The sequence below is a fragment of the Streptomyces sporangiiformans genome (genome assembly GCF_005768555.2).
GTDB classification, from domain to species: domain Bacteria; phylum Actinomycetota; class Actinomycetes; order Streptomycetales; family Streptomycetaceae; genus Streptomyces; species Streptomyces sporangiiformans.
Genome location: NZ_VCHX02000044.1, coordinates 1 through 17,244 on the forward strand (window position 1 = coordinate 1; position 17,244 = coordinate 17,244).

Annotated in this window: 18 protein-coding genes and 1 riboswitch; of the genes, 6 read left to right on the forward strand and 12 right to left on the reverse strand. The window is 69.6% G+C overall.

Going from position 1 to position 17,244, the window contains the following annotated elements:
• A partial coding sequence (locus tag FGD71_RS03025; protein WP_181359108.1) for a cbb3-type cytochrome c oxidase subunit I occupies positions 1–288 on the reverse strand: 288 nt, incomplete at its 3' end.
• Positions 289–393: 105 nt separating this feature from the next.
• Between FGD71_RS03025 and FGD71_RS03030 the strand changes: the two genes are divergently transcribed.
• Together FGD71_RS03030 and FGD71_RS03035 are read left to right on the forward strand one after the other, a co-directional pair.
• A complete protein-coding gene (locus FGD71_RS03030) occupies positions 394–957 on the forward strand; it encodes an RNA polymerase sigma factor (protein WP_119098798.1) in 564 nt (187 codons plus the stop codon).
• Positions 950–1,921: a CU044_5270 family protein gene (locus FGD71_RS03035; protein WP_119098799.1), complete on the forward strand. Its 972-nt coding sequence runs from the start codon at positions 950–952 to the stop codon at positions 1,919–1,921. Before FGD71_RS03030 ends, FGD71_RS03035 begins: the two co-directional genes overlap by 8 nt.
• Here the strand turns inward: FGD71_RS03035 and FGD71_RS03040 are convergent, their stop codons facing one another.
• The 3 genes from FGD71_RS03040 to FGD71_RS03050 all read right to left on the reverse strand — a co-directional run bounded on the left by FGD71_RS03040 (position 1,922) and on the right by FGD71_RS03050 (position 5,718).
• A complete protein-coding gene (locus tag FGD71_RS03040; protein ID WP_119098800.1) occupies positions 1,922–2,779 on the reverse strand; it encodes a bifunctional 5,10-methylenetetrahydrofolate dehydrogenase/5,10-methenyltetrahydrofolate cyclohydrolase in 858 nt (285 codons plus the stop codon).
• 23 nt (positions 2,780–2,802) lie between these two features.
• A riboswitch (ZMP/ZTP riboswitch) is annotated at positions 2,803–2,889 on the reverse strand.
• Between the two features lie 25 nt (positions 2,890–2,914).
• On the reverse strand, positions 2,915–3,286 hold the full coding sequence (locus FGD71_RS03045; protein WP_119098801.1) for a nuclear transport factor 2 family protein: 372 nt from the start codon (positions 3,284–3,286) through the stop codon (positions 2,915–2,917).
• Positions 3,287–3,444: 158 nt separating this feature from the next.
• Complete coding sequence (locus tag FGD71_RS03050; protein WP_119098802.1) at positions 3,445–5,718, reverse strand: heavy metal translocating P-type ATPase; 2,274 nt, start codon at positions 5,716–5,718, stop codon at positions 3,445–3,447.
• Positions 5,719–5,952: 234 nt separating this feature from the next.
• Between FGD71_RS03050 and FGD71_RS03055 the strand changes: the two genes are divergently transcribed.
• Positions 5,953–6,957: a hypothetical protein gene (locus FGD71_RS03055; RefSeq protein WP_119098803.1), complete on the forward strand. Its 1,005-nt coding sequence runs from the start codon at positions 5,953–5,955 to the stop codon at positions 6,955–6,957.
• A 266-nt stretch (positions 6,958–7,223) separates the two neighbouring features.
• Entirely contained in the window at positions 7,224–7,640 is a 417-nt protein-coding gene (locus tag FGD71_RS03060; RefSeq protein WP_119098804.1) for an SseB family protein, read from the forward strand.
• A gap of 99 nt (positions 7,641–7,739) precedes the next feature.
• Here the strand turns inward: FGD71_RS03060 and FGD71_RS03065 are convergent, their stop codons facing one another.
• A complete protein-coding gene (locus FGD71_RS03065; protein ID WP_119098874.1) occupies positions 7,740–8,009 on the reverse strand; it encodes a DUF1876 domain-containing protein in 270 nt (89 codons plus the stop codon).
• Between the two features lie 175 nt (positions 8,010–8,184).
• Between FGD71_RS03065 and FGD71_RS03070 the strand changes: the two genes are divergently transcribed.
• Together FGD71_RS03070 and FGD71_RS03075 are read left to right on the forward strand one after the other, a co-directional pair.
• Positions 8,185–8,586: an SseB family protein gene (locus FGD71_RS03070; protein WP_240436369.1), complete on the forward strand. Its 402-nt coding sequence runs from the start codon at positions 8,185–8,187 to the stop codon at positions 8,584–8,586.
• Between the two features lie 251 nt (positions 8,587–8,837).
• Positions 8,838–9,821, forward strand: a complete 984-nt coding sequence (locus FGD71_RS03075; RefSeq protein ID WP_119098806.1) for an aldo/keto reductase — start codon at positions 8,838–8,840, stop codon at positions 9,819–9,821.
• A gap of 121 nt (positions 9,822–9,942) precedes the next feature.
• Here FGD71_RS03075 and FGD71_RS03080 read toward each other — a convergent pair whose 3' ends face one another.
• The 7 genes from FGD71_RS03080 to FGD71_RS03110 form a co-directional block, all read right to left on the reverse strand.
• Positions 9,943–10,758, reverse strand: coding sequence for an SAM-dependent methyltransferase (locus FGD71_RS03080; protein WP_119098807.1), 816 nt, complete (start codon positions 10,756–10,758; stop codon positions 9,943–9,945).
• A gap of 121 nt (positions 10,759–10,879) precedes the next feature.
• On the reverse strand, positions 10,880–11,821 hold the full coding sequence (locus tag FGD71_RS03085) for a hypothetical protein (protein ID WP_119098808.1): 942 nt from the start codon (positions 11,819–11,821) through the stop codon (positions 10,880–10,882).
• A 65-nt stretch (positions 11,822–11,886) separates the two neighbouring features.
• Positions 11,887–12,909, reverse strand: a complete 1,023-nt coding sequence (locus tag FGD71_RS03090; protein ID WP_119098809.1) for a Gfo/Idh/MocA family protein — start codon at positions 12,907–12,909, stop codon at positions 11,887–11,889.
• Between the two features lie 15 nt (positions 12,910–12,924).
• The gene (locus tag FGD71_RS03095; protein ID WP_119098810.1) at positions 12,925–13,827 is read right to left on the reverse strand and encodes a sugar phosphate isomerase/epimerase family protein; all 903 of its coding nucleotides are present in this window, start codon (positions 13,825–13,827) and stop codon (positions 12,925–12,927) included.
• Positions 13,824–14,687 carry an ATP-binding cassette domain-containing protein gene (locus tag FGD71_RS03100; protein ID WP_119098811.1) on the reverse strand — a complete coding sequence of 288 codons (864 nt, stop codon included), beginning with the start codon at positions 14,685–14,687 and terminating at the stop codon, positions 13,824–13,826. The genes FGD71_RS03095 and FGD71_RS03100 overlap by 4 nt, the downstream gene beginning before the upstream one ends.
• Positions 14,688–14,831: 144 nt before the next feature.
• Positions 14,832–15,902 (reverse strand): ABC transporter permease, encoded by a 1,071-nt coding sequence (locus tag FGD71_RS03105; RefSeq protein ID WP_119098812.1) that lies wholly within the window; start codon positions 15,900–15,902, stop codon positions 14,832–14,834.
• 4 nt (positions 15,903–15,906) lie between these two features.
• Complete coding sequence (locus FGD71_RS03110) at positions 15,907–16,926, reverse strand: sugar ABC transporter substrate-binding protein (RefSeq protein WP_119098813.1); 1,020 nt, start codon at positions 16,924–16,926, stop codon at positions 15,907–15,909.
• Positions 16,927–17,244: the final 318 nt, after the last annotated feature.

The window sequence follows — 17,244 nt, forward strand, 5'->3', positions numbered from 1 at the left end:
GAAGCCGGCGAACAGCGGCGTCGCGAACATCAGCAGCATGATCGTGCCGTGCATCGTGAACGCCTGGTTGAACTGCTCGTTCGACATGATCTGCAGCCCGGGCCGGGCGAGTTCGGCGCGCATGAACAGCGCCATCATGCCGCCGATGACGAAGAACGCGAACGACGTGACCAGATACAGCGTGCCGATCGTCTTGTGGTCCGTGGTGGTCAGCCAGCGGACGGCGGCTATTCCCGGACGACGCGCACGCGTGGGCGCGAGCGCCGCGGTGACAGTGTTGCTCTCCATGCCCCGCCTGTGTCCGCGGCCCGCCCCGGCGTCACACTTGAGCGAAGCGACAAGGATCACGGAAACAGGTGTGACGATCGCGAACCTGCCGGACACCTAGGGAACATGAGCAACGACGAGATCTTCGCCGCTGCCTATCGCGAGCACTACTGGGCGGTCAGCCGCTACGTCGCGCGGCGACTGGACGGCCGGACGAGCGAAGTCGAGGAAGTGGTGGCGGAGGTGTTCACCGTCGCCTGGCGGCGCCGCTCCGACCTGCCCGCGAACGCCCTTCCCTGGCTGTACGGCGTGGCACGCAACTGCCTGTCCAACGCGATACGCGGCTACGGACGCCGTAGGCGTCTGCTCGACAAGCTCGGTCACGACGAGGCCGCACGCGGCAGCCAGATCGTGGACAGCCCCGACTCCGAGCCGCCCGGTGCGTGGGTGCACGACGCGCTGGCCCGGCTCTCCCCGGCCGACCGGGAGGTGCTGCGGCTCACCGCCTGGGAGGAACTCGGCGTCGACGAGGTCGCCGTGGTTCTCGGCTGCGGCAGCAGGGCTGCGGCGATGCGCCTGCACCGCGCCCGGCGGCGGCTGCGAGCCGAGATCGACCGCATGCGGATCTGTGCGGCTCCCGGCGCCGAAACGCCCCGCCGCGACACCCCGGAGGCACACGGCCATGGCTGACGAACTCGAACTCCTGCGACACGCCAACCCGGTGCCGTCCGGCGACCCCCGCTTCCGCGACCGCCCGCTGGACCATGGTGCCGAACGCCACCTCAACCAGCTGCTGAGCGCCCGCCGCCCTCGACGTACGCGCCTGGTCTGGAGCCTGGCGACGGCCGCCGTCGCCGCCGTGACCGCGCTCGCCCTGCTGCTCGCCGGTCCGAGCACCACCCCCGCCGTGGCCGCGCCCGGCCCACTGGTGCCGCTGGCCGGCTCCACGCCCGTATCCCTGGACCGGCTGGCCGCGCGCGCCGAGACCGCCGCATCCGACGGTTCGCCGCGCCTGCTTCAGGGCACGCACACGCAGTCGTGGAGCCTCAGCATGACGTCGGGGCCGGGGGCCGAGCGGCCGATCACCCTCCCACAGGAGCGCATCGTCCGCTGGAAGGCGGACGGCAGCCACACCGAACTCGTCGTCGCGACCGACCCGCGCCACCCGGGGGAGCCGGTCATCACCGACGAGGGCGGCGACCCGCGCACGGTGGAAGACGGCCATGTCCTCAAGAGGCAGACGTATCCGCCGAGTTGGAGCGACGCTCCGCCGCAGGCACAGCCGCCCCACGACGTGGGGAAGCTGTACGCCTACCTCGAAGAACTGAACCGCGACGGCGCCATGACCACTCCTCAACTCCTCGACGTCACGACGGAGTTGCTCGATCACTGGACGCTGGGCGCCCGCGAATCCGCGGCGCTGGCGCGGATCCTGGCCGACGCGAAGGGGCTGCGCCCCGTGGGCGAGGTCACGGACCGTCTCGGGCGCCGCGGCCAGGCGTATGTGTACGCGGAGACCGCCACCAGGCGGATGCTGATCCTCGACCCCGCCACCGGGGCCGTACTCGGCCTGGAGACCACCTTCACCAAGGATCAGCCCGAGTACGGCGTAGAGGCGGGGGATGTCATGCAGTACAGCGCGTGGATGCGCTGATCACGCCGGCGCCGCGAGCTGCCGGCCGGCCGCCTCGACGGTCTGTGCCAGCAGCGTCGCGATCGTCATGGGGCCGACCCCGCCGGGCACGGGGGTGATGAGCCCGGCCCGCTCACGAGCGGTGTCGAAGTCGACGTCGCCGACGTTGCCGGGGTTGTACCCGGCGTCGATCACCACGGCGCCCGGCTTGATGTCCTGTCCGCGGATCAGCCGGGGCCGGCCCACGGCGGCCACCACGATGTCCGCCTCCCGGACGACCGAGGACAGGTCCGCCGTGCGTGAATGGCAGTACGTCACCGTGGCGTCGCGCCCGAGCAGCAGCATGCCGACCGGCTTGCCGAGAATGGCGCTGCGGCCCACCACGACGGCACGCTTGCCGGCCGGGTCGACGTCGTACTCGTCGAGCAGCCGCATGATGCCGCCGGGTGTGCAGGACGTGAAGCCGGGCAGACCGAAGCTCATCGCGGAGAAGGAGGCGAGCGTCACCCCGTCGACGTCCTTCCGCGGTGCGATCGCCTCGAACGCCGCGCGTTCGTCGATGTGAGGCCCCATCGGGTGCTGCAACAGGATGCCGTGCACTCCGGGATCGCCGGACAGGGCGCCGAGGGTGTCCACCAGCTCCGCCGCCGTGGTGGCGGCGGGCAGTGCCACGTGCCGCGACTCGATGCCTGCCTTCCGGCAGCGGTTCTGCTTCATACGGACATACGTGACGGAAGCCGGATCCTCACCGACGAGAACGGTCGCAAGGCAGGGCGCCGTGCCCGTCCGCTCCGTGATGTCCGCCGCCCGTTTGGCGGTCTCCTCGACGATGCGCCGCGCGAGACCGGTGCCGTCCATGAGTCGAGCGGTCCGGGACATGGGCTCCTCCTGAGCGTCGCTGAAACAATCGCCCAGGCGCACGGCATCGACCCATTCGTCGGACCGCTCCCCGGTGGTGCTCCACCTCAGCGCCAGTCACGGCCCGGAACCACCCTACCTTCGCCGCAGGGCCTCCTACGGCTCGTCGTCCCATTCCTGCAGCACGATCTGGTCGACGATCTTGCCGTCCCGGAGCGCGAGCGTCGAGGCGGCGAGCACCTTGACGCCGTCGGGATACTCGCAGAACTCCGTGAAGGCGGCCTGGTCGCCCTGGACGACGCACTGTTCCAGCTTGTGGGTCATGTCGCGGCTGTACACGTCGTTGAGCATCTCGCTGATCTGCTCGCGGCCGTGCATCACCTTCGGGTGACTGGGCTGGGTGTTGCGGTCGATGATGCGGAGCTCCGCGTCGTCGGCGTACAGCGACAGGAGCGTTTCGGGGTTCTGGCCTTCGACGCCCCGGCGCAGCGTTTCGGTGTCGAAGCCGGGTCCTGATGTGGTGCCCATGGTGGACCTCCTTACCTCTCCCGTACCTCTCCCATCGAGCCTCCTCCGGCACGGGGGCCACAGCAAGCGCAGACGGCTCGCTGCGGCCCGTGCTCGGTGCTCGCTCGGTGCTCGCGCAGTGCTCGTTCGGTGCGTGGTGCGTGGTGCGTGCCTGCGGCTCAGCGTCCGGTGGGCTGGAAGCCGCGCAGGCGCAGGCTGTTGCCGACCACGAACACCGAGGAGAAGGCCATCGCGGCACCCGCGATCATGGGGTTGAGCAGCCCGGCCGCGGCGAGCGGGAGGGCGGCGACGTTGTACGCGAAGGCCCAGAACAGGTTGGACCTGATGGTGCCCAGCGTCTTGCGGGAGAGCCGGATGGCGTCCGCCGCGACCCTGAGATCGCCCCTCACCAGCGTCAGGTCGCCCGCCTCGATCGCGGCGTCCGTGCCCGTGCCCATCGCCAGACCCAGATCCGCCTGGGCCAGCGCGGCCGCGTCGTTGACCCCGTCGCCGACCATGGCGACCGAGCGGCCCTCGCTCTGCAGCCGGCGGACGACGGCCACCTTGTCCTGCGGCATGACCTCGGCGATCACGTGCTCGGGAGCGATGCCCACCTCCGCGGCGACCGCCTCGGCGACCGCCTTGTTGTCACCGGTCAGCAGGAGGGGCGTGAGGCCGAGGGCACGCAGCCGTGCGATGGCTTCCGGGCTGGTCTCCTTGACGGCGTCGGCGACCTCCAGGACCGCGCGGGCCTCGCCGTCCCAGGCGACGGCGATGGCGGTACGTCCCGCCGCCTCTGCCTCCGCCTTGGCGCGCCGCAGCTCGGAGGGCAAGGACATGGACCACTCTGTCAGCAGCTTCTCGCGGCCGACGAGCACCGCGTGTCCCTCGACGATGCCCTGGACGCCGAGGCCCGCGAGGTTGGCGAAGTCCTCCGGAACGGGCAGGGCGCCGACCCGGGCGGTGGCACCTGAGGCGACGGCCTGGGCGATGGGGTGCTCGGAGGCGTGCTCCAGGGCGCCCGCGAGACGCAGCACCTCGTCCTCGTCGGTGCCTTCGGCGGTGTGCACGGCGAGCAGGGTCATCCTGCCGGTGGTGACGGTGCCGGTCTTGTCCAGGACGATGGTGTCCACCTTGCGCGTGCTCTCCAGGACTTCGGGGCCCTTGATGAGGATGCCGAGCTGGGCGCCGCGTCCCGTGCCGACCATGAGGGCGGTCGGTGTCGCCAGCCCCAGGGCGCAGGGGCAGGCGATGATCAGGACGGCGACCGCGGCGGTGAAGGCCGCGGTGAGTCCCGCGCCGTTGCCGAGCCAGAACGCCAGGGTGGCGAGGGCCAGGGCGATCACGACGGGAACGAAGACCGCGGAGATCTTGTCGGCGAGACGCTGAGCCGCCGCCTTGCCGTTCTGCGCGTCTTCGACCAGCTTGGCCATCCGGGCGAGCTGGGTGTCGGCACCGACGCGGGTGGCCTCGACGACGAGGCGTCCACCGGCGTTCAGGGTGGCACCGGTGACGCCCTCCCCGGGGCCGACTTCGACCGGCACGGACTCGCCCGTGAGCATGGAGGCGTCCACGGCGGACGAACCCTCGACGACCACACCATCGGTGGCGATCTTCTCTCCGGGCCGCACGAGGAACCGGTCGCCGACCTTCAACGCGCTGACGGCGATACGCTCCTCGCGGCCGCCGTCACGCAGGACCGTGACGTCCTTGGCGCCCAGCTCCAGCAGGGCCTTCAGCGCCGCCCCGGCCTTCCGCTTCGACCGTGCCTCGAAGTACCGCCCGGCCAGGATGAAGGCCGTGACGCCCGCCGCGGCCTCCAGATAGATGTTCCCGGCGCCGTCGGTGCGGGCGATCGTGAACTCGAAGGGGTGTGTCATACCGGGCGTACCCGCCGTACCGAAGAACAGGGCCCACAGTGACCACAGGAACGCGGCCCCGGTGCCGACGGAGATCAGTGTGTCCATGGTGGCGGCGCCGTGCTTGGCGTTCGTCCAGGCCGCCTTGTGGAAGGGCCACGCGGCATACGTCACCACGGGCGCCGCCAGGGTCAGGGACAGCCACTGCCAGTACTCGAACTGCAGCGCCGGGGCCATCGCCATCGCGACCACGGGGACGGCGAGCGCGACGGCTGCGGTCAACCGCTCGCGCAGCGGCCGCAGTTCGTCATCCTCCTCCCGCGCGGCTTCCTCTCCGGGTGCGGACCCGGAGCGTACCGGCTCGGGTTCGGGCTCCCGTGCCGTGTAGCCGGTGGCCTCGACCGTGGCGATCAGGTCCACGACGGCGATTCCCTCGCGGAAGCTGACCTTCGCCTTCTCCGTGGCGTAGTTGACGGTCGCCTCGACGCCCTCCATGCGGTTGAGCTTCTTCTCGATCCGGGCGGCGCACGAAGCGCAGGTCATGCCGCCGATGGCGAGTTCGACCTCGGCGGCGCCGGGCGTGGTGGTGGTCATGTCTGCTCCTCGGGGCTCGCGAACGCGATACGGGATCACGTGGGGTGGGGCGGAGAGGCGGAGTCGTACGCGACGATCATGATACCCCTAGGGGGTATCGGTTGGACGTGTTCCAACATATACCCCCCGCCCGTATTTGAAGCAAGTGGCCGACCGACTTGACTTCATACCCCGAGGGGGTATGTTGAAGTGCGTCGGCCGCACGACGAGCGGCCTCGAAGCCGAGGAGTGGCCATGAATACCGGACTGCGGATCACCGTCTTTGTCGCCGCGCTCGCCGCGACGTTCGGCACCGCATACGGCGTGGGCAACGCGGTCGATCCGATCTCGCCCGAGCCGAAGGGAAGCGCCCACGCCGCCGGCGGGCACGGAGGCGAGCGGGGTGGCCACAAGGGCAAGGGCGGCGGGCATGAGCCGGAACCGCCCGGAGGCCTCGAGATCTCCCGGAGCGGCTACACGCTCGACCTGAGGACGCCGCGCATCGAGGCCGGAAAGAAGACCGAGCTGCGCTTCGCCGTCGTGCGGGACGCGACCGGCCGCGCAGTCACCGCGTACCAGCGTGAGCACGACAAGGAGCTGCATCTGATCCTTGCCTCACGCGACCTGACCGTCTATCGCCACCTGCACCCTGTCCGGGCCGCCGACGGCACCTGGTCCACCCCTGTGGACCTGCCCAGGGCCGGCGACTACCGGGTCTTCGCCGATTTCACGCCCAAGGGCGGCGAAGGGCTCACGCTCGGCGCGGACCTCGCCGCGTCCGGAACGTATGAGTCTGCCGAGCTGCCCCCGCCCAGCACCACGGCCGAGGTCGACGGGTACGAGGTGAAACTCGACGGCGAACCGGCCCCCGGCAAGGGCAGCGAACTGAAGCTGACCGTGACCAAGGACGGCAAGCCGGTGCGGGACCTCCAGCCCTATCTGGGCGCCTACGGTCACCTGGTCGCCCTGCGCTCGGGCGACCTCGCCTACCTGCACGTCCATCCCAACGGCGAACCCGGCGACGGCGAGACCGAGCCCGGCCCGGAGGTCTCCTTCACGGCGACAGCGCCGAGCGCCGGTGCGTACCGCCTGTTCCTGGACTTCAAGCACCAGGGCGAGGTCCGTACGGCGGCCTTCACGGTGTACGCGGGCGGCGCGGCGGAGGCGGGGGAGGGGGCGCGGGGAGAGCAAGGGCCCCAGGATCCCGAGACGCCCGCGGCGACCGAGCCCTCCGAGGGAGAGCCCGGGCACGCGCACTGAGGCACGCGCACTGAGGCACGCGCACTGAGGCACGCGCACTGAGGCACGCGCGACGTGCGTACCGGGTGTGGCTCCCACCGAGCGTCGGTGGGAGCCACACCCCGCCGTGCCCACGGCCGTGGGCACGGCCGCATGAGGGTTCCAGCGGTGGAAGGAATGGCCCGCATCTCGGACGTATGCGTGCACGTGGGACGGGTACACGAGTGTGGTCATACAGAGACGGGGCCGTCCGCCGGACAGGCCCGTCGACACGATGGGGGCGCACGATGCCCGACATCCCCGATCATCCGACCCCCTCGCAGGCGCAGGAAGCCCTGAGGGTCCTGACCGACGACTCCGTGGGCGGGGAGGCCTTGCAGAGAGCCTTGGCGGTGCTGGCCGAGACGCCTGTCCTGATACCCGTCGTCGATCCCCGGCACCACGAGCGGAAGAACGGTGACCCGCGAGCCCTGGTCCTGCCGGTGCTCGACCAGGCCGACGGCTCCCAGCAGGTACCCGTGTTCACCTCGGAGGAGCGGCTCGGCGAGGCACTGCCGAGCGTCCTGTCCTACCGGCTGGTGCCGCTGGGGCGGCTGGCCACCGACTGGCCCGACGAAGAACTGCAGTTGGTCATCGACCCCGGCAACTCCGACGTGCTGACCCTGACGGCCGAGGGAATCCACACCCTGCTCGTGCGTCACTGACCTCGTGGGTCACTGACCTCGTGCGCCCCTGACGGAGAACTCCGTCAGGGGCGGTCCTGGAGCCGGCGGCTGCCCGCGTCACAGGTGCGGCTGTCCGCGTCACAGATGCGGGTGCGCCGGCGAGTGCGTGGTCTCCTCGATCTCGTGCGCCGCCTTGCGCAGCAGCCGTCGAGCCAGGTCGTTGAGCGCCCGGGCCGTGGCGAGCTCCTCACCGACCCGGGCCTGCTCCGGATCGTCGGGATTGCGCCGGGCATGACCGCGGGTGGTCAGGAGAGTGGAGTCGGGCAGCCGAAGGGAGGCGGTCGCCTCGCTCTCGGTTTCGGTCCGCTCGATGTCCAGGTCGATATGCCAGTTGAGGTGTGCCTGCATGGCGGCCACCCCCTCCCGCACGCCGGTGTGCCGTGCATCCGCGACGAGTGCCCGGATCCCGACGCCATATGCGTACCGGTTCCGGGCAGGAGTCACATGGGTCTCGGAGGTTCGGGTACTCGGCGCGTCGGACTCCGACCGGAGCCCTGTGACCGATACGGCGATTGGACGAACCGTGACTGACATCCACCCCCAGGGCGGCGGCGGTTCCGCCGCCCAGCAGGCCTTGCGCGCGGTCGTCGAGGGCACCGTGGACGAGGCGGCGTTGAGCACGCTGGCCAGGAGCGAAGTTCTGCTCCCCACCGGAACCGACGCGGAAGGGCCCGCCCCCAAGGCACTGACCCTGCCCGTGTTCGAACAGGAGGACGGCACCGAGCTGGTGCCGGTCTTCACCACACAGGACCGCATGGAACAGGCATTGCCGCAGATCAAGCGGCACCGCAACGTGGTGCTCGGGGTACTCGCCCATGGCTGGCCCAGCGAGAGACTGTCGCTGGTCATCGACGCGGGCACACCGGAGGAGCTGGCGCTCACGGCCCACGGTGTGAAGGAACTCCTCGACCGCAACGACACCTGACTCCAGACCCAGGACGACACCCGGTCCGCTGCCCGCGGATCGGGTAGGGACTGTCTGCGGACCGTGGTGCCTCACCGGGGTGTGAAGCGGCATGTCACCCGGCAGGTGATTCTGCAGGTGATTGAGAAGGCCGGTTCATGACAGCATGCGCATTCTCCTGTTGGACGGGCGATCTTCGCGGCCCCGATGCTGGAGGTACGTCGCATGATGGAGCCTCACGGGCGCCACAGGAAAGAGGGACAGAGATCATCATGGAACAGCGGGTATTCGGCAGGACGAACCAGAGGGTCTCCGTCGTAGGCCTGGGCACCTGGCAGCTGGGCGCCGACTGGGGCGAGGTCAAGGAGGAGGACGCTCTCGCCGTGCTCGACGCCGCGGTCGAGAGCGGCGTGACCTTCTTCGACACCGCCGATGTGTACGGCGACGGGCGCAGCGAGCAGCTCATCGGCCGTTATCTGCGGGAACGCCCGGACGCGGACATCCTCGTCGCGACGAAGATGGGCCGCCGGGTGGCGCTGGACCCCGCGCTCTACACCCTGGACAACTTCCGCGCCTGGACCGACCGCTCACGCACGAACCTGGGCGTGGACACCCTCGACCTGGTGCAGCTGCACTGCCCGCCCACGCCCGTGTACGCGTCGGACGCGGTCTTCGACGCCCTCGACACGCTCGTCGAGGAACAGCGCATCGCCGCGTACGGCGTGAGTGTGGAGACCTGCGACGAGGCGCTGACGGCGATCGCCAGGCCGGGTACGGCGAGCGTCCAGATCATTTTCAACGCGTTCCGCCTCAAGCCGTTGGAGGCGGTGCTCCCGGCCGCCGCGGAGGCGGGTGTGGGAATCATCGCCCGCGTACCGCTGGCCTCCGGGCTGCTCTCCGGCAAGTACACGAAGGACACCGCCTTTCCGGCCGACGACCACCGGACGTACAACCGGCACGGTGAGGCCTTCGACCAGGGCGAGACCTTTTCCGGGGTCGACTACGCGTCGGGGGTGGAAGCGGCCGCGGAGTTCTCGAAGCTCGCTCCGGAGGGCGCGACACCGGCCCAGACCGCTCTGCGGTGGATCATCCAGCAGCCCGGCGTGTCCTCGGTGATCCCCGGCGCCCGTTCCCCCGAGCAGGCGCGGGCGAACGCCGATGCGGCCGCGCTGGCCCCGCTGCCGGACGCGACCCTGGACGCCGTGGGCGAGCTGTACGACCGCGGCATCCGGGCGCAGGTCCACCACCGCTGGTAGCACCCCACCTGGTGCGGTCGTCACCCAGAGTGGCTGTCGCCCCAGAGCGGCTGTCACCTGATGCGGCTGTCGGCGTCCGCCCCGGAGGAAACCTCCACCAGCAGGGGCGGACGCCCGTGGCTCACGGCTTGCGGCCCACTCCGCCGTAGGCGTCGACCCTCGACACGTCCGACTCCTGCTCCGGACGCCACTCGGTGACCTGGACGACTCCGGGCTCCGCCAGCTCCAGTCCGTCGAAGAAGCCGGCGATCTCCTCGACGTCGCGCACGTAGTACGGAACGGCGCCGCTCTCGTTGTACGCCGCCGACGCGGCGATCATGCCCTCGCTGGTCGCGGTGCTGTCGCTGATCACCAGATAACTGCCGGACGGCAGACCGGCCATGAGGCGCGAGACCAGTTCCCGGGCCTGGCCGTACTCGGCCACGTGGCCCAGGGTGTTGAGGATCATCAGCGCGACGGGTTGGGAGAAGTCCAACGTGCTCGCCGCCGTCTTGAGGATGTCCTCGGGCTCGTAGAAGTTGGCGTCGATGTACGCCGTCTCGCCCTCGGGCGTGCTGGTGAGCAGGGCGCGGGCGTGCGCGAGCACCATCGGGTCGTTGTCGACGTAGACGATCCGCGCATCCGGCGCCACGCGCTGGGCCACCTCGTGGGTGTTGTCGGCGGTCGGCAGGCCGGTGCCGATGTCGAGGAACTGCCGGACGCCCTGTTCTCCGGCCAGGTGCCGCACCGCGCGCCCGAGGAAGAGGCGGCTCGTGCGCGCCACGTCGACGAGGCCGGGGAAGATCTCCTTGATCTGGTCCCCGATCTCGCGGTCCACCTCGTAGTTGTCCTTGCCGCCCACGAAGTAGTTCCAGAAACGCGCGGAGTGCGGCTTGCTCGTGTCGATCCGGGCACGTATCTCGGCTGCGGCGGCGAGCTGGGGGTCTTGATCTGACACGGGAGTGCCTCCTGCGCATGGGTGTTCGCTAACCGAACACCAACCTAGTCGAACGGTCCGGCTTCCCGCCCCGGTCTTGGCAAGCGAAGTCCGCTGAAAACTACGGGATTTGGTGATTTGGTCATGGCCGTTCCCCGAGGGCGGCGCCCAGTTCGTCGTAAGCGACCGCCAGTTGCCGTAGCGCGGTCGCGGCCGCCGATGTGTCGCCCACGACGAGGCTGTACTGCACGCTGCCGAGCAGCCGCGCCTGATGGCCGGCCACATCGGAGGCCCGCATCTCGTCGATCTCGGCCAGCCAGAGCGACGCGTCTGCGAGACGCCGCGCGCCGACCCGGACGGCGAAGTCCTTCAGATGGGCCAGGGCGCGGTCCTCCACCCGCCCGGTCCGCAGGCCGGCGACAAGATGCTCCACGGCGGCCGCGCCGCCGAGAGTGCCCTTCGCAGGTGTGTGTCCGCCCTGTCCGCCCCGTGCGCCCGTGAGCCATCCCAGTGCCGCGGGCAGCGAGCGACGCAGGGCCGTGGCGATGTCGACCCGGTCGACGCGCCGGAAGTCACTGCGCATGGTGAACGGGCCCGCGCAGTCCGGTAGCCGCTCACGCCACGCCGCGGCAAAGGCATCGACGGGCAACGTGGCGAAGGGGTAGCCGCCGGGGTCGTGAAAGAGCACCGTCTCGTGGTCGACGCCGAGCACGGTCACCCAGTGGTCGCCGCCGTTGGGTGTGCCCGTCGACCAGGGCTGGTGCAGGAGCAGGCCGATGTCCACGGGACCGACCAGCACCGGCCCCAGCTCGGTGGCCTGCCGAAGCCGCCCGACGGCCTGTGCCGGCTCACCGCCGGTGGTGCGCAGGCACGTCCAGCCGAGGAGGTCGATGGCCTGGTCCAGGCCGAAGTCGGGGTTCCAGCCGAGCGGATCGAAGTACGGAAGGCCGCGCTCGATCTGCGCGCCGAAGGGCGACCCCGTCAACACCTCGATCGCCGAAGGCGGGGGCGCGTCCGCGCCCAGGACCATGGCCAGTGAGTTGGCATAGCAGTAGGGGGTCGCACCCTTGAAGACGGTCGGCATGCGCCAACCCTGACATTTTCAATTTTTCGTGACCAGACTCCAGACTCGTGACTCGAGTGTCCGGGTCAGCGGTAGAGGCTGGGACGTTCGACGAGTTCGACGGTGATCCGGCCGCCTTCGGCCTGGGCGCGCACGCCGGCCTCGCAGACCGCGGCGGCGGCATAGCCGTCCCAGGAACTGGGGCCGGTGACCTCGCCGCGCCGGGTGGCGTCCACCCACGCCTGCACCTCACGGTCGTACGCGTCCTCGAAACGCGCCACGAAGTCGGGGGCGATCGAACCACCCCACTGCCCGGCCGAGTTGACGAGCATCCCGTGGCCGTCACCGATCCGCGCGGTGCCGTTCTCGCAGACCGCCTCCGCCTGTACCTGGTAGCCGAACTGGCAGTTGACGCTCATCTCGACGTCGACGAGGGCACCCCCGTCGGTTTCGAAGATGACGAACTGCGGGTCCTCCAGGCCCTCGGGTGCGTTGGACGACGGCCTGGGCTTCATCACGGTGACCGTGGTGATCTCCTGGTCGAGCAGCCACCGGGTGACGTCCATCTCGTGTACGACGGCGTCGTTGATGAGCATCTCGCTGGTGAAGCCGGGCACCGGGAGGGTGGCGTTGCGGTGCCGGTTGTGCAGCATCAGCGGACGTCCCAGTCGGCCGCTGTCGAGTAGCTCCTTGAGCTTCATGTACTCCGCGTCGTACCGCCGCATGAACCCGACCTGCACCCGGCGGTGGCCGAGCTTCTGCTCGGCTTCCAGGACGCGCAGCGCGGAGGCCGCGTCCGGGGTGAGCGGCTTCTCGCACAGGACGGGCAGATCGTGCTCGAAGGCGGTGAGCAGCGCCGCCTCGTGCGCGGGGCCGGGGGAGGCGATCAGCACGGCGTCCACGTCGTCCGCCGCCATGGCGGCGGCGGGGTCGGTGTACGCCGTGCAGCCGTCGATGCCGGTGGCGAGCCCCTTGGCCCGCTCGGCGTCTATGTCCACCACCGCGCTCACCCGGGCCCCGCTGGTCACCTCGCTGATCCGGCGCACATGGTCGGCCCCCATCCTGCCGGTGCCGACGACGGCGACGCGTAGCGTTGTGCGCTGGGGCATGGGCTGGTTCCCTTCTCAGGCGCCGCAGGAGCGGAGGAACGTGCGGGTGCGCGTGGCGATGGGCAGCGGCTTGTCGGGCGGGCAGGGGTACATGTCCTGCTCGACGATGGCGAACAGCTCGACCCCGAGGTTCTGTGCGGCGGCGAGCACCGGCTCCAGTGCGGGTACGCCGGCCGGCGGCTCGCACATGACACCGCGCTGGACGGCGGGGCCGAACGGGATCTCGTTCTTGACGACGTCGGCGAGGATCTCGGGGTCGACCTGCTTGAGGTGGAGGTAGCCGATCCGTTCGCCGTACGTCTGGATGAGCTTGACGTTGTCGCCGCCGCAGTAGGCGTAGTGACCGGTGTCCAGGCAGAGGCCGACCAGTTCGCCGTCGGTGGAGTCGAGGAAGCGCTCCACGTGCTCCTCGGTGTCGATGTGCGTGTCGGCGTGCGGGTGCACCACGATGTCGAGGCCGAAGCGCTCCTTCACCTCGTGCCCGAGACGCTCCATTCCCTTGGTCAGATACGCCCACTGACGCACCGTCAGCTCGGGCGGCTCGATCAGCGCGGCGGTCTTGTCGTCCCGCCAGAAGGACGGGATGACCACCAGGTGCCTGGCGCCCATGGCACGGGTCAGTTCGGCGACCTGGCTGACGTGCTCCCAGGTGGCGTCCCAGACGTCGGGGCCGCGGTGGAGCGCGGTGAAGACCGTGCCGGCCGACACCTTCAGTCCGCGCCGGTCCACCTCGTCGGTGAGCCTGGCCGGGTCCGTGGGCAGATAGCCGTACGGGCCGAGCTCGATCCAGGAGTAACCGGCCTCGGAGACCTCGTCCAGGAAGCGTTCCCAGGGCACCTGTTGGGGATCGTCCGGGAACCACACGCCCCATGAATCCGGAGCCGAACCGACACGGATGCGGTTCAGGGCGTTGGTCATGAAGACGTCCCTTCGGAAGCAACGACGGGTGCGGTGAGGTCCTCCTTCTCTGGGAGCTTCTCCACGTCGACGCCTCGGACCTGTGCCAACTCGTGCTTGAGCGCGGCCAGTTCGGCACCGCCCGCCATGTGGTTGGTGAGCTCTTCCAGGCCGACCTCGCTGCGGGAGGCGCTCAGCTCCATGGTGCCGAGGCGCAGCACGCTGAAGTGGTCGCCGACCATGTAGGCGTGGTGCGGGTTGTGGGTGATGAAGATGACGCCGAGGCCGCGGTCGCGGGCGGCGGCGATGTACTTCAGCACCACGCCGGACTGCTTCACGCCGAGTGCGGCGGTCGGCTCGTCCAGGATGAGCACGCGGGCGCCGAAGTAGACGGCCCGGGCGATGGCCACGGACTGGCGCTGGCCGCCCGACAGCGTGCCGATGGGCTGGTCGAGGTCGTCGAGGATGATGCCCATGTTGCGCAGTTCCTCGTCCGCGGTCTTCTTCATGCGGGTGATGTCGAGGCGGCGCACGGGCCAGGGGCCGCGGGTCATCTCGGAGCCGAGGAAGAAGTTCCGCCAGACCGGCATCAGGGGCACGGTGGCCAGGTCCTGGTAGACGGTGGCGATGCCGCGGTCGAGGGCTTGGCGCGGGGTGGTGAAGCGCACCGGTTCGCCGTCGACGAGGAACTCGCCCTCGGAGTGCTGATGCAGGCCGGAGATGATTTTGATGAGGGTGGACTTGCCGGCGCCGTTGTCGCCGAGGACGCAGGTGACCTGGCTGGGGAAGACCTGCAGGTCGACGCCGTGCAGGGCGCGGACGTTGCCGTACGACTTGCCCGCGCCGCGCAGTTCTACGATCGGCCGGCCGTCCTGGGACACGTCGTCCTTGGCGAGGGNGGCGCGGACGTTGCCGTACGACTTGCCCGCGCCGCGCAGTTCTACGATCGGCCGGCCGTCCTGGGACACGTCGTCCTTGGCGAGGGCCTCGGAGGGCGAGGAACCGTTGGTTGTCATGGGATCAGATCACCTCCGGGTCGCCGCGCGGCGGACCCACAGATTGACGAGGGTGGCGCCGAGCAGCATCACGCCGAGGAAGGCCATGAACCAGTCGGGGTTCCAGCCGGCGTAGACGATGCCCTGGTTCACCATGCCGAACATGAAGGCACCGAAGACCGGGCCGATCGCGGAACCGTAGCCGCCGGTCAGCAGACAGCCGCCGATCACCGCCGCGGCGATGTAGATCAGTTCCTGGCCGACGCCCTCGCCCGACTGCACGGTGTTGAAGGCGAACAGCTGGTGCATGCCGACGAACCAGGCGCCGAAGCCCACGCCCATGAACAGAGTGATCTTGGTGAAGGCCACCGGTACGCCGACCGCGCGGGCGCTGGCCTGGTTGCCGCCGACCGCGAAGATCCAGTTGCCGTACTTGGTGCGCAGGAGGAGCCACGTGGCCACCGCCGCGAAGGCCAGCCAGTACAGGATCGTGGACTTCACCTGGACGCCACCGATGGTGAAGGACGCGGAGAAGACCGCCTTCGCCTGCTCGAAGCCATCCATGTCGCTGATGCTGTTGGTCGCGACGTTGCCGGTGACCAGCTTGGTGACCGCGAGGTTGACGCCCTGCAGGATCAGGAAGGTGCCGAGAGTGACCAGGAAGCTCGGCAGCCCCGTACGCATGATCATCCAGCCGTTGAAGGCGCCGATCGCGAGCGAGACCAACAGCGCGACGATCACACCCACCCAGACGTTCATCGTCAGCTGGTAGCTGACCATGCTCGCGGTCAGCGCCGAGGTCAGCACGGCAACGCCGGACGAGAGGTCGAACTCGCCGCCGATCATCAGAAGAGCCACGGGCAGCGCCATGAGGCCGATGGTCGACGACTGGTAGAGGATCGTGCCCATCGAGTCGGCCTGACGGACCGGCGGCGCCGCGACGAGGAAGAACACGAACACCGCGGCGGCACCGAGGAAGACGCCGACCTCAGGACGGGCGAGCAGCCTCAGCCACACGGGGTGCTGCGAGGTCCGCCCGTCGGTCTTCTGAGGGCCGGAGGCCGGCGGTGAGGTCACCGCCGGCGCAGCCTGCTGGGTCATACGATCACCGAGTACCCTTCGCGGCGAACTTGGCGATCGTGTCGACATTGCTCTTGTCGACGAACGCCGGGCCCGTCAGGACCGGCTCCTCGCCACCGCCGCTGTAGTTGCCGTTGGTCTTGTACAGCCACAGCGAGTCGATCGAGAGGTAGCCCTGCAGGTAGGGCTGCTGGTCGACGGCGAACTCGATGTCGCCCTTCTCGATGGCGCTGGTCAGGTCCTTGTTGAGGTCGAAGGTGGCGACCTTGGCCTTGCTGCCCGCGTCGGCGACGGACTGCACCGCGGTCAGCGCGTACGGGGCGCCGAGCGTGACCACCTGGTCGATGGAGCTGTCCTGCTTGAGCTTGGCTGTGATCGTGGACTTCACGGCCGGCATGTCGGTGCCGTTGACGTACACGTTGTCCGTCTTGCCCTTGAAGGTCTTCTCCACGCCCGCGCAGCGCGCCTCCAGTCCGACGTGACCCTGTTCCTGGACCACGCAGGCGACATGCTTGGCGCCGGTCTCGTTCAGCTTCTTGCCGAGCGCCTCACCCGCCACACCCTCGTCCTGGCCGAAGTACTCCAGCAGACCCATGTCCTTCCAGTTGTCCACACCGGAGTTGAGACCGACCACGGGGATGCCGGCCTTCGTGGCCTTCGCCACGACGTCCTTCATGGCGTCCGGCTTGGCGAGGGTGACCGCGATGCCGTCGACCTTCTGGTCGATCGCGTTCTGGACGAGGCCGGCCTGGTCGGCCGCGGTGGGGTTACTGGAGTAGATCAGCTTGACGTTGTCCTTCGCGGCCGCCGCCTCGGCGCCCTTGCGGACGATGTCCCAGAAGGTGTCGCCCTGGGCTTGGTGCGTGACCAACGCGATGGTCATACGGGGGGTGTTGGCCTTGCCCGCGGCGGCGTTCTCGCCGCCCTCCTCTGCTTCCTTGCCGCCGGAGCTGCTGGAGCAGCCGGTGACTATCAGTACCGTCGCGGCGGCAGTGGCCACGAGGGCGGGGAATCTGCGGGAGCGTGGGCGAGACATAGAGTCCATCTTTCCGGCACCTCACTGTGCTACTGGGGAAAGGGAACGGGAACACGGGCGGGGCGTGAGCCCGGACCCCGGGGGGCCGGCCCGGCGAGTGCGGGCCACGTGCCGAACAACTCGGTTGTGCTGTTGGCACGGGATGAAAGTACCTGACAGCCCCACCTGTCAATACTTTGTTAAGACATCATTTCACGATCACGTGCGAATGTAAGTACAAAGTATTGACAGGGCTCTGTCGCGCGTCTTACACCTAAGGGCACACCGGTCCCCGGCAGGCAGCCCTCATCCCACGGCTGTCCGCATTCCCAGCACGAGGAACGAGGC

Excerpts from the sequence above, each read along its gene's own strand:
- FGD71_RS03055 (WP_119098803.1), top strand. The coding sequence starts at position 5,953 with ATGAATACCGGACTGCGGATCACCGTCTTTGTCGCCGCGCTCGCCGCG.
- FGD71_RS03035 (WP_119098799.1), top strand. The coding sequence starts at position 950 with ATGGCTGACGAACTCGAACTCCTGCGACACGCCAACCCGGTGCCGTCC.
- FGD71_RS03095 (WP_119098810.1), bottom strand. The coding sequence starts at position 13,827 with ATGACCAACGCCCTGAACCGCATCCGTGTCGGTTCGGCTCCGGATTCA.
- FGD71_RS03075 (WP_119098806.1), top strand. The coding sequence starts at position 8,838 with ATGGAACAGCGGGTATTCGGCAGGACGAACCAGAGGGTCTCCGTCGTA.
- FGD71_RS03045 (WP_119098801.1), bottom strand. The coding sequence starts at position 3,286 with ATGGGCACCACATCAGGACCCGGCTTCGACACCGAAACGCTGCGCCGG.
- FGD71_RS03060 (WP_119098804.1), top strand. The coding sequence starts at position 7,224 with ATGCCCGACATCCCCGATCATCCGACCCCCTCGCAGGCGCAGGAAGCC.
- FGD71_RS03065 (WP_119098874.1), bottom strand. The coding sequence starts at position 8,009 with ATGCAGGCACACCTCAACTGGCATATCGACCTGGACATCGAGCGGACC.
- FGD71_RS03040 (WP_119098800.1), bottom strand. The coding sequence starts at position 2,779 with ATGTCCCGGACCGCTCGACTCATGGACGGCACCGGTCTCGCGCGGCGC.
- FGD71_RS03090 (WP_119098809.1), bottom strand. The coding sequence starts at position 12,909 with ATGCCCCAGCGCACAACGCTACGCGTCGCCGTCGTCGGCACCGGCAGG.
- FGD71_RS03085 (WP_119098808.1), bottom strand. The coding sequence starts at position 11,821 with ATGCCGACCGTCTTCAAGGGTGCGACCCCCTACTGCTATGCCAACTCA.
- FGD71_RS03110 (WP_119098813.1), bottom strand. The coding sequence starts at position 16,926 with ATGGACTCTATGTCTCGCCCACGCTCCCGCAGATTCCCCGCCCTCGTG.
- FGD71_RS03105 (WP_119098812.1), bottom strand. The coding sequence starts at position 15,902 with ATGACCCAGCAGGCTGCGCCGGCGGTGACCTCACCGCCGGCCTCCGGC.
- FGD71_RS03050 (WP_119098802.1), bottom strand. The coding sequence starts at position 5,718 with ATGACCACCACCACGCCCGGCGCCGCCGAGGTCGAACTCGCCATCGGC.
- FGD71_RS03030 (WP_119098798.1), top strand. The coding sequence starts at position 394 with ATGAGCAACGACGAGATCTTCGCCGCTGCCTATCGCGAGCACTACTGG.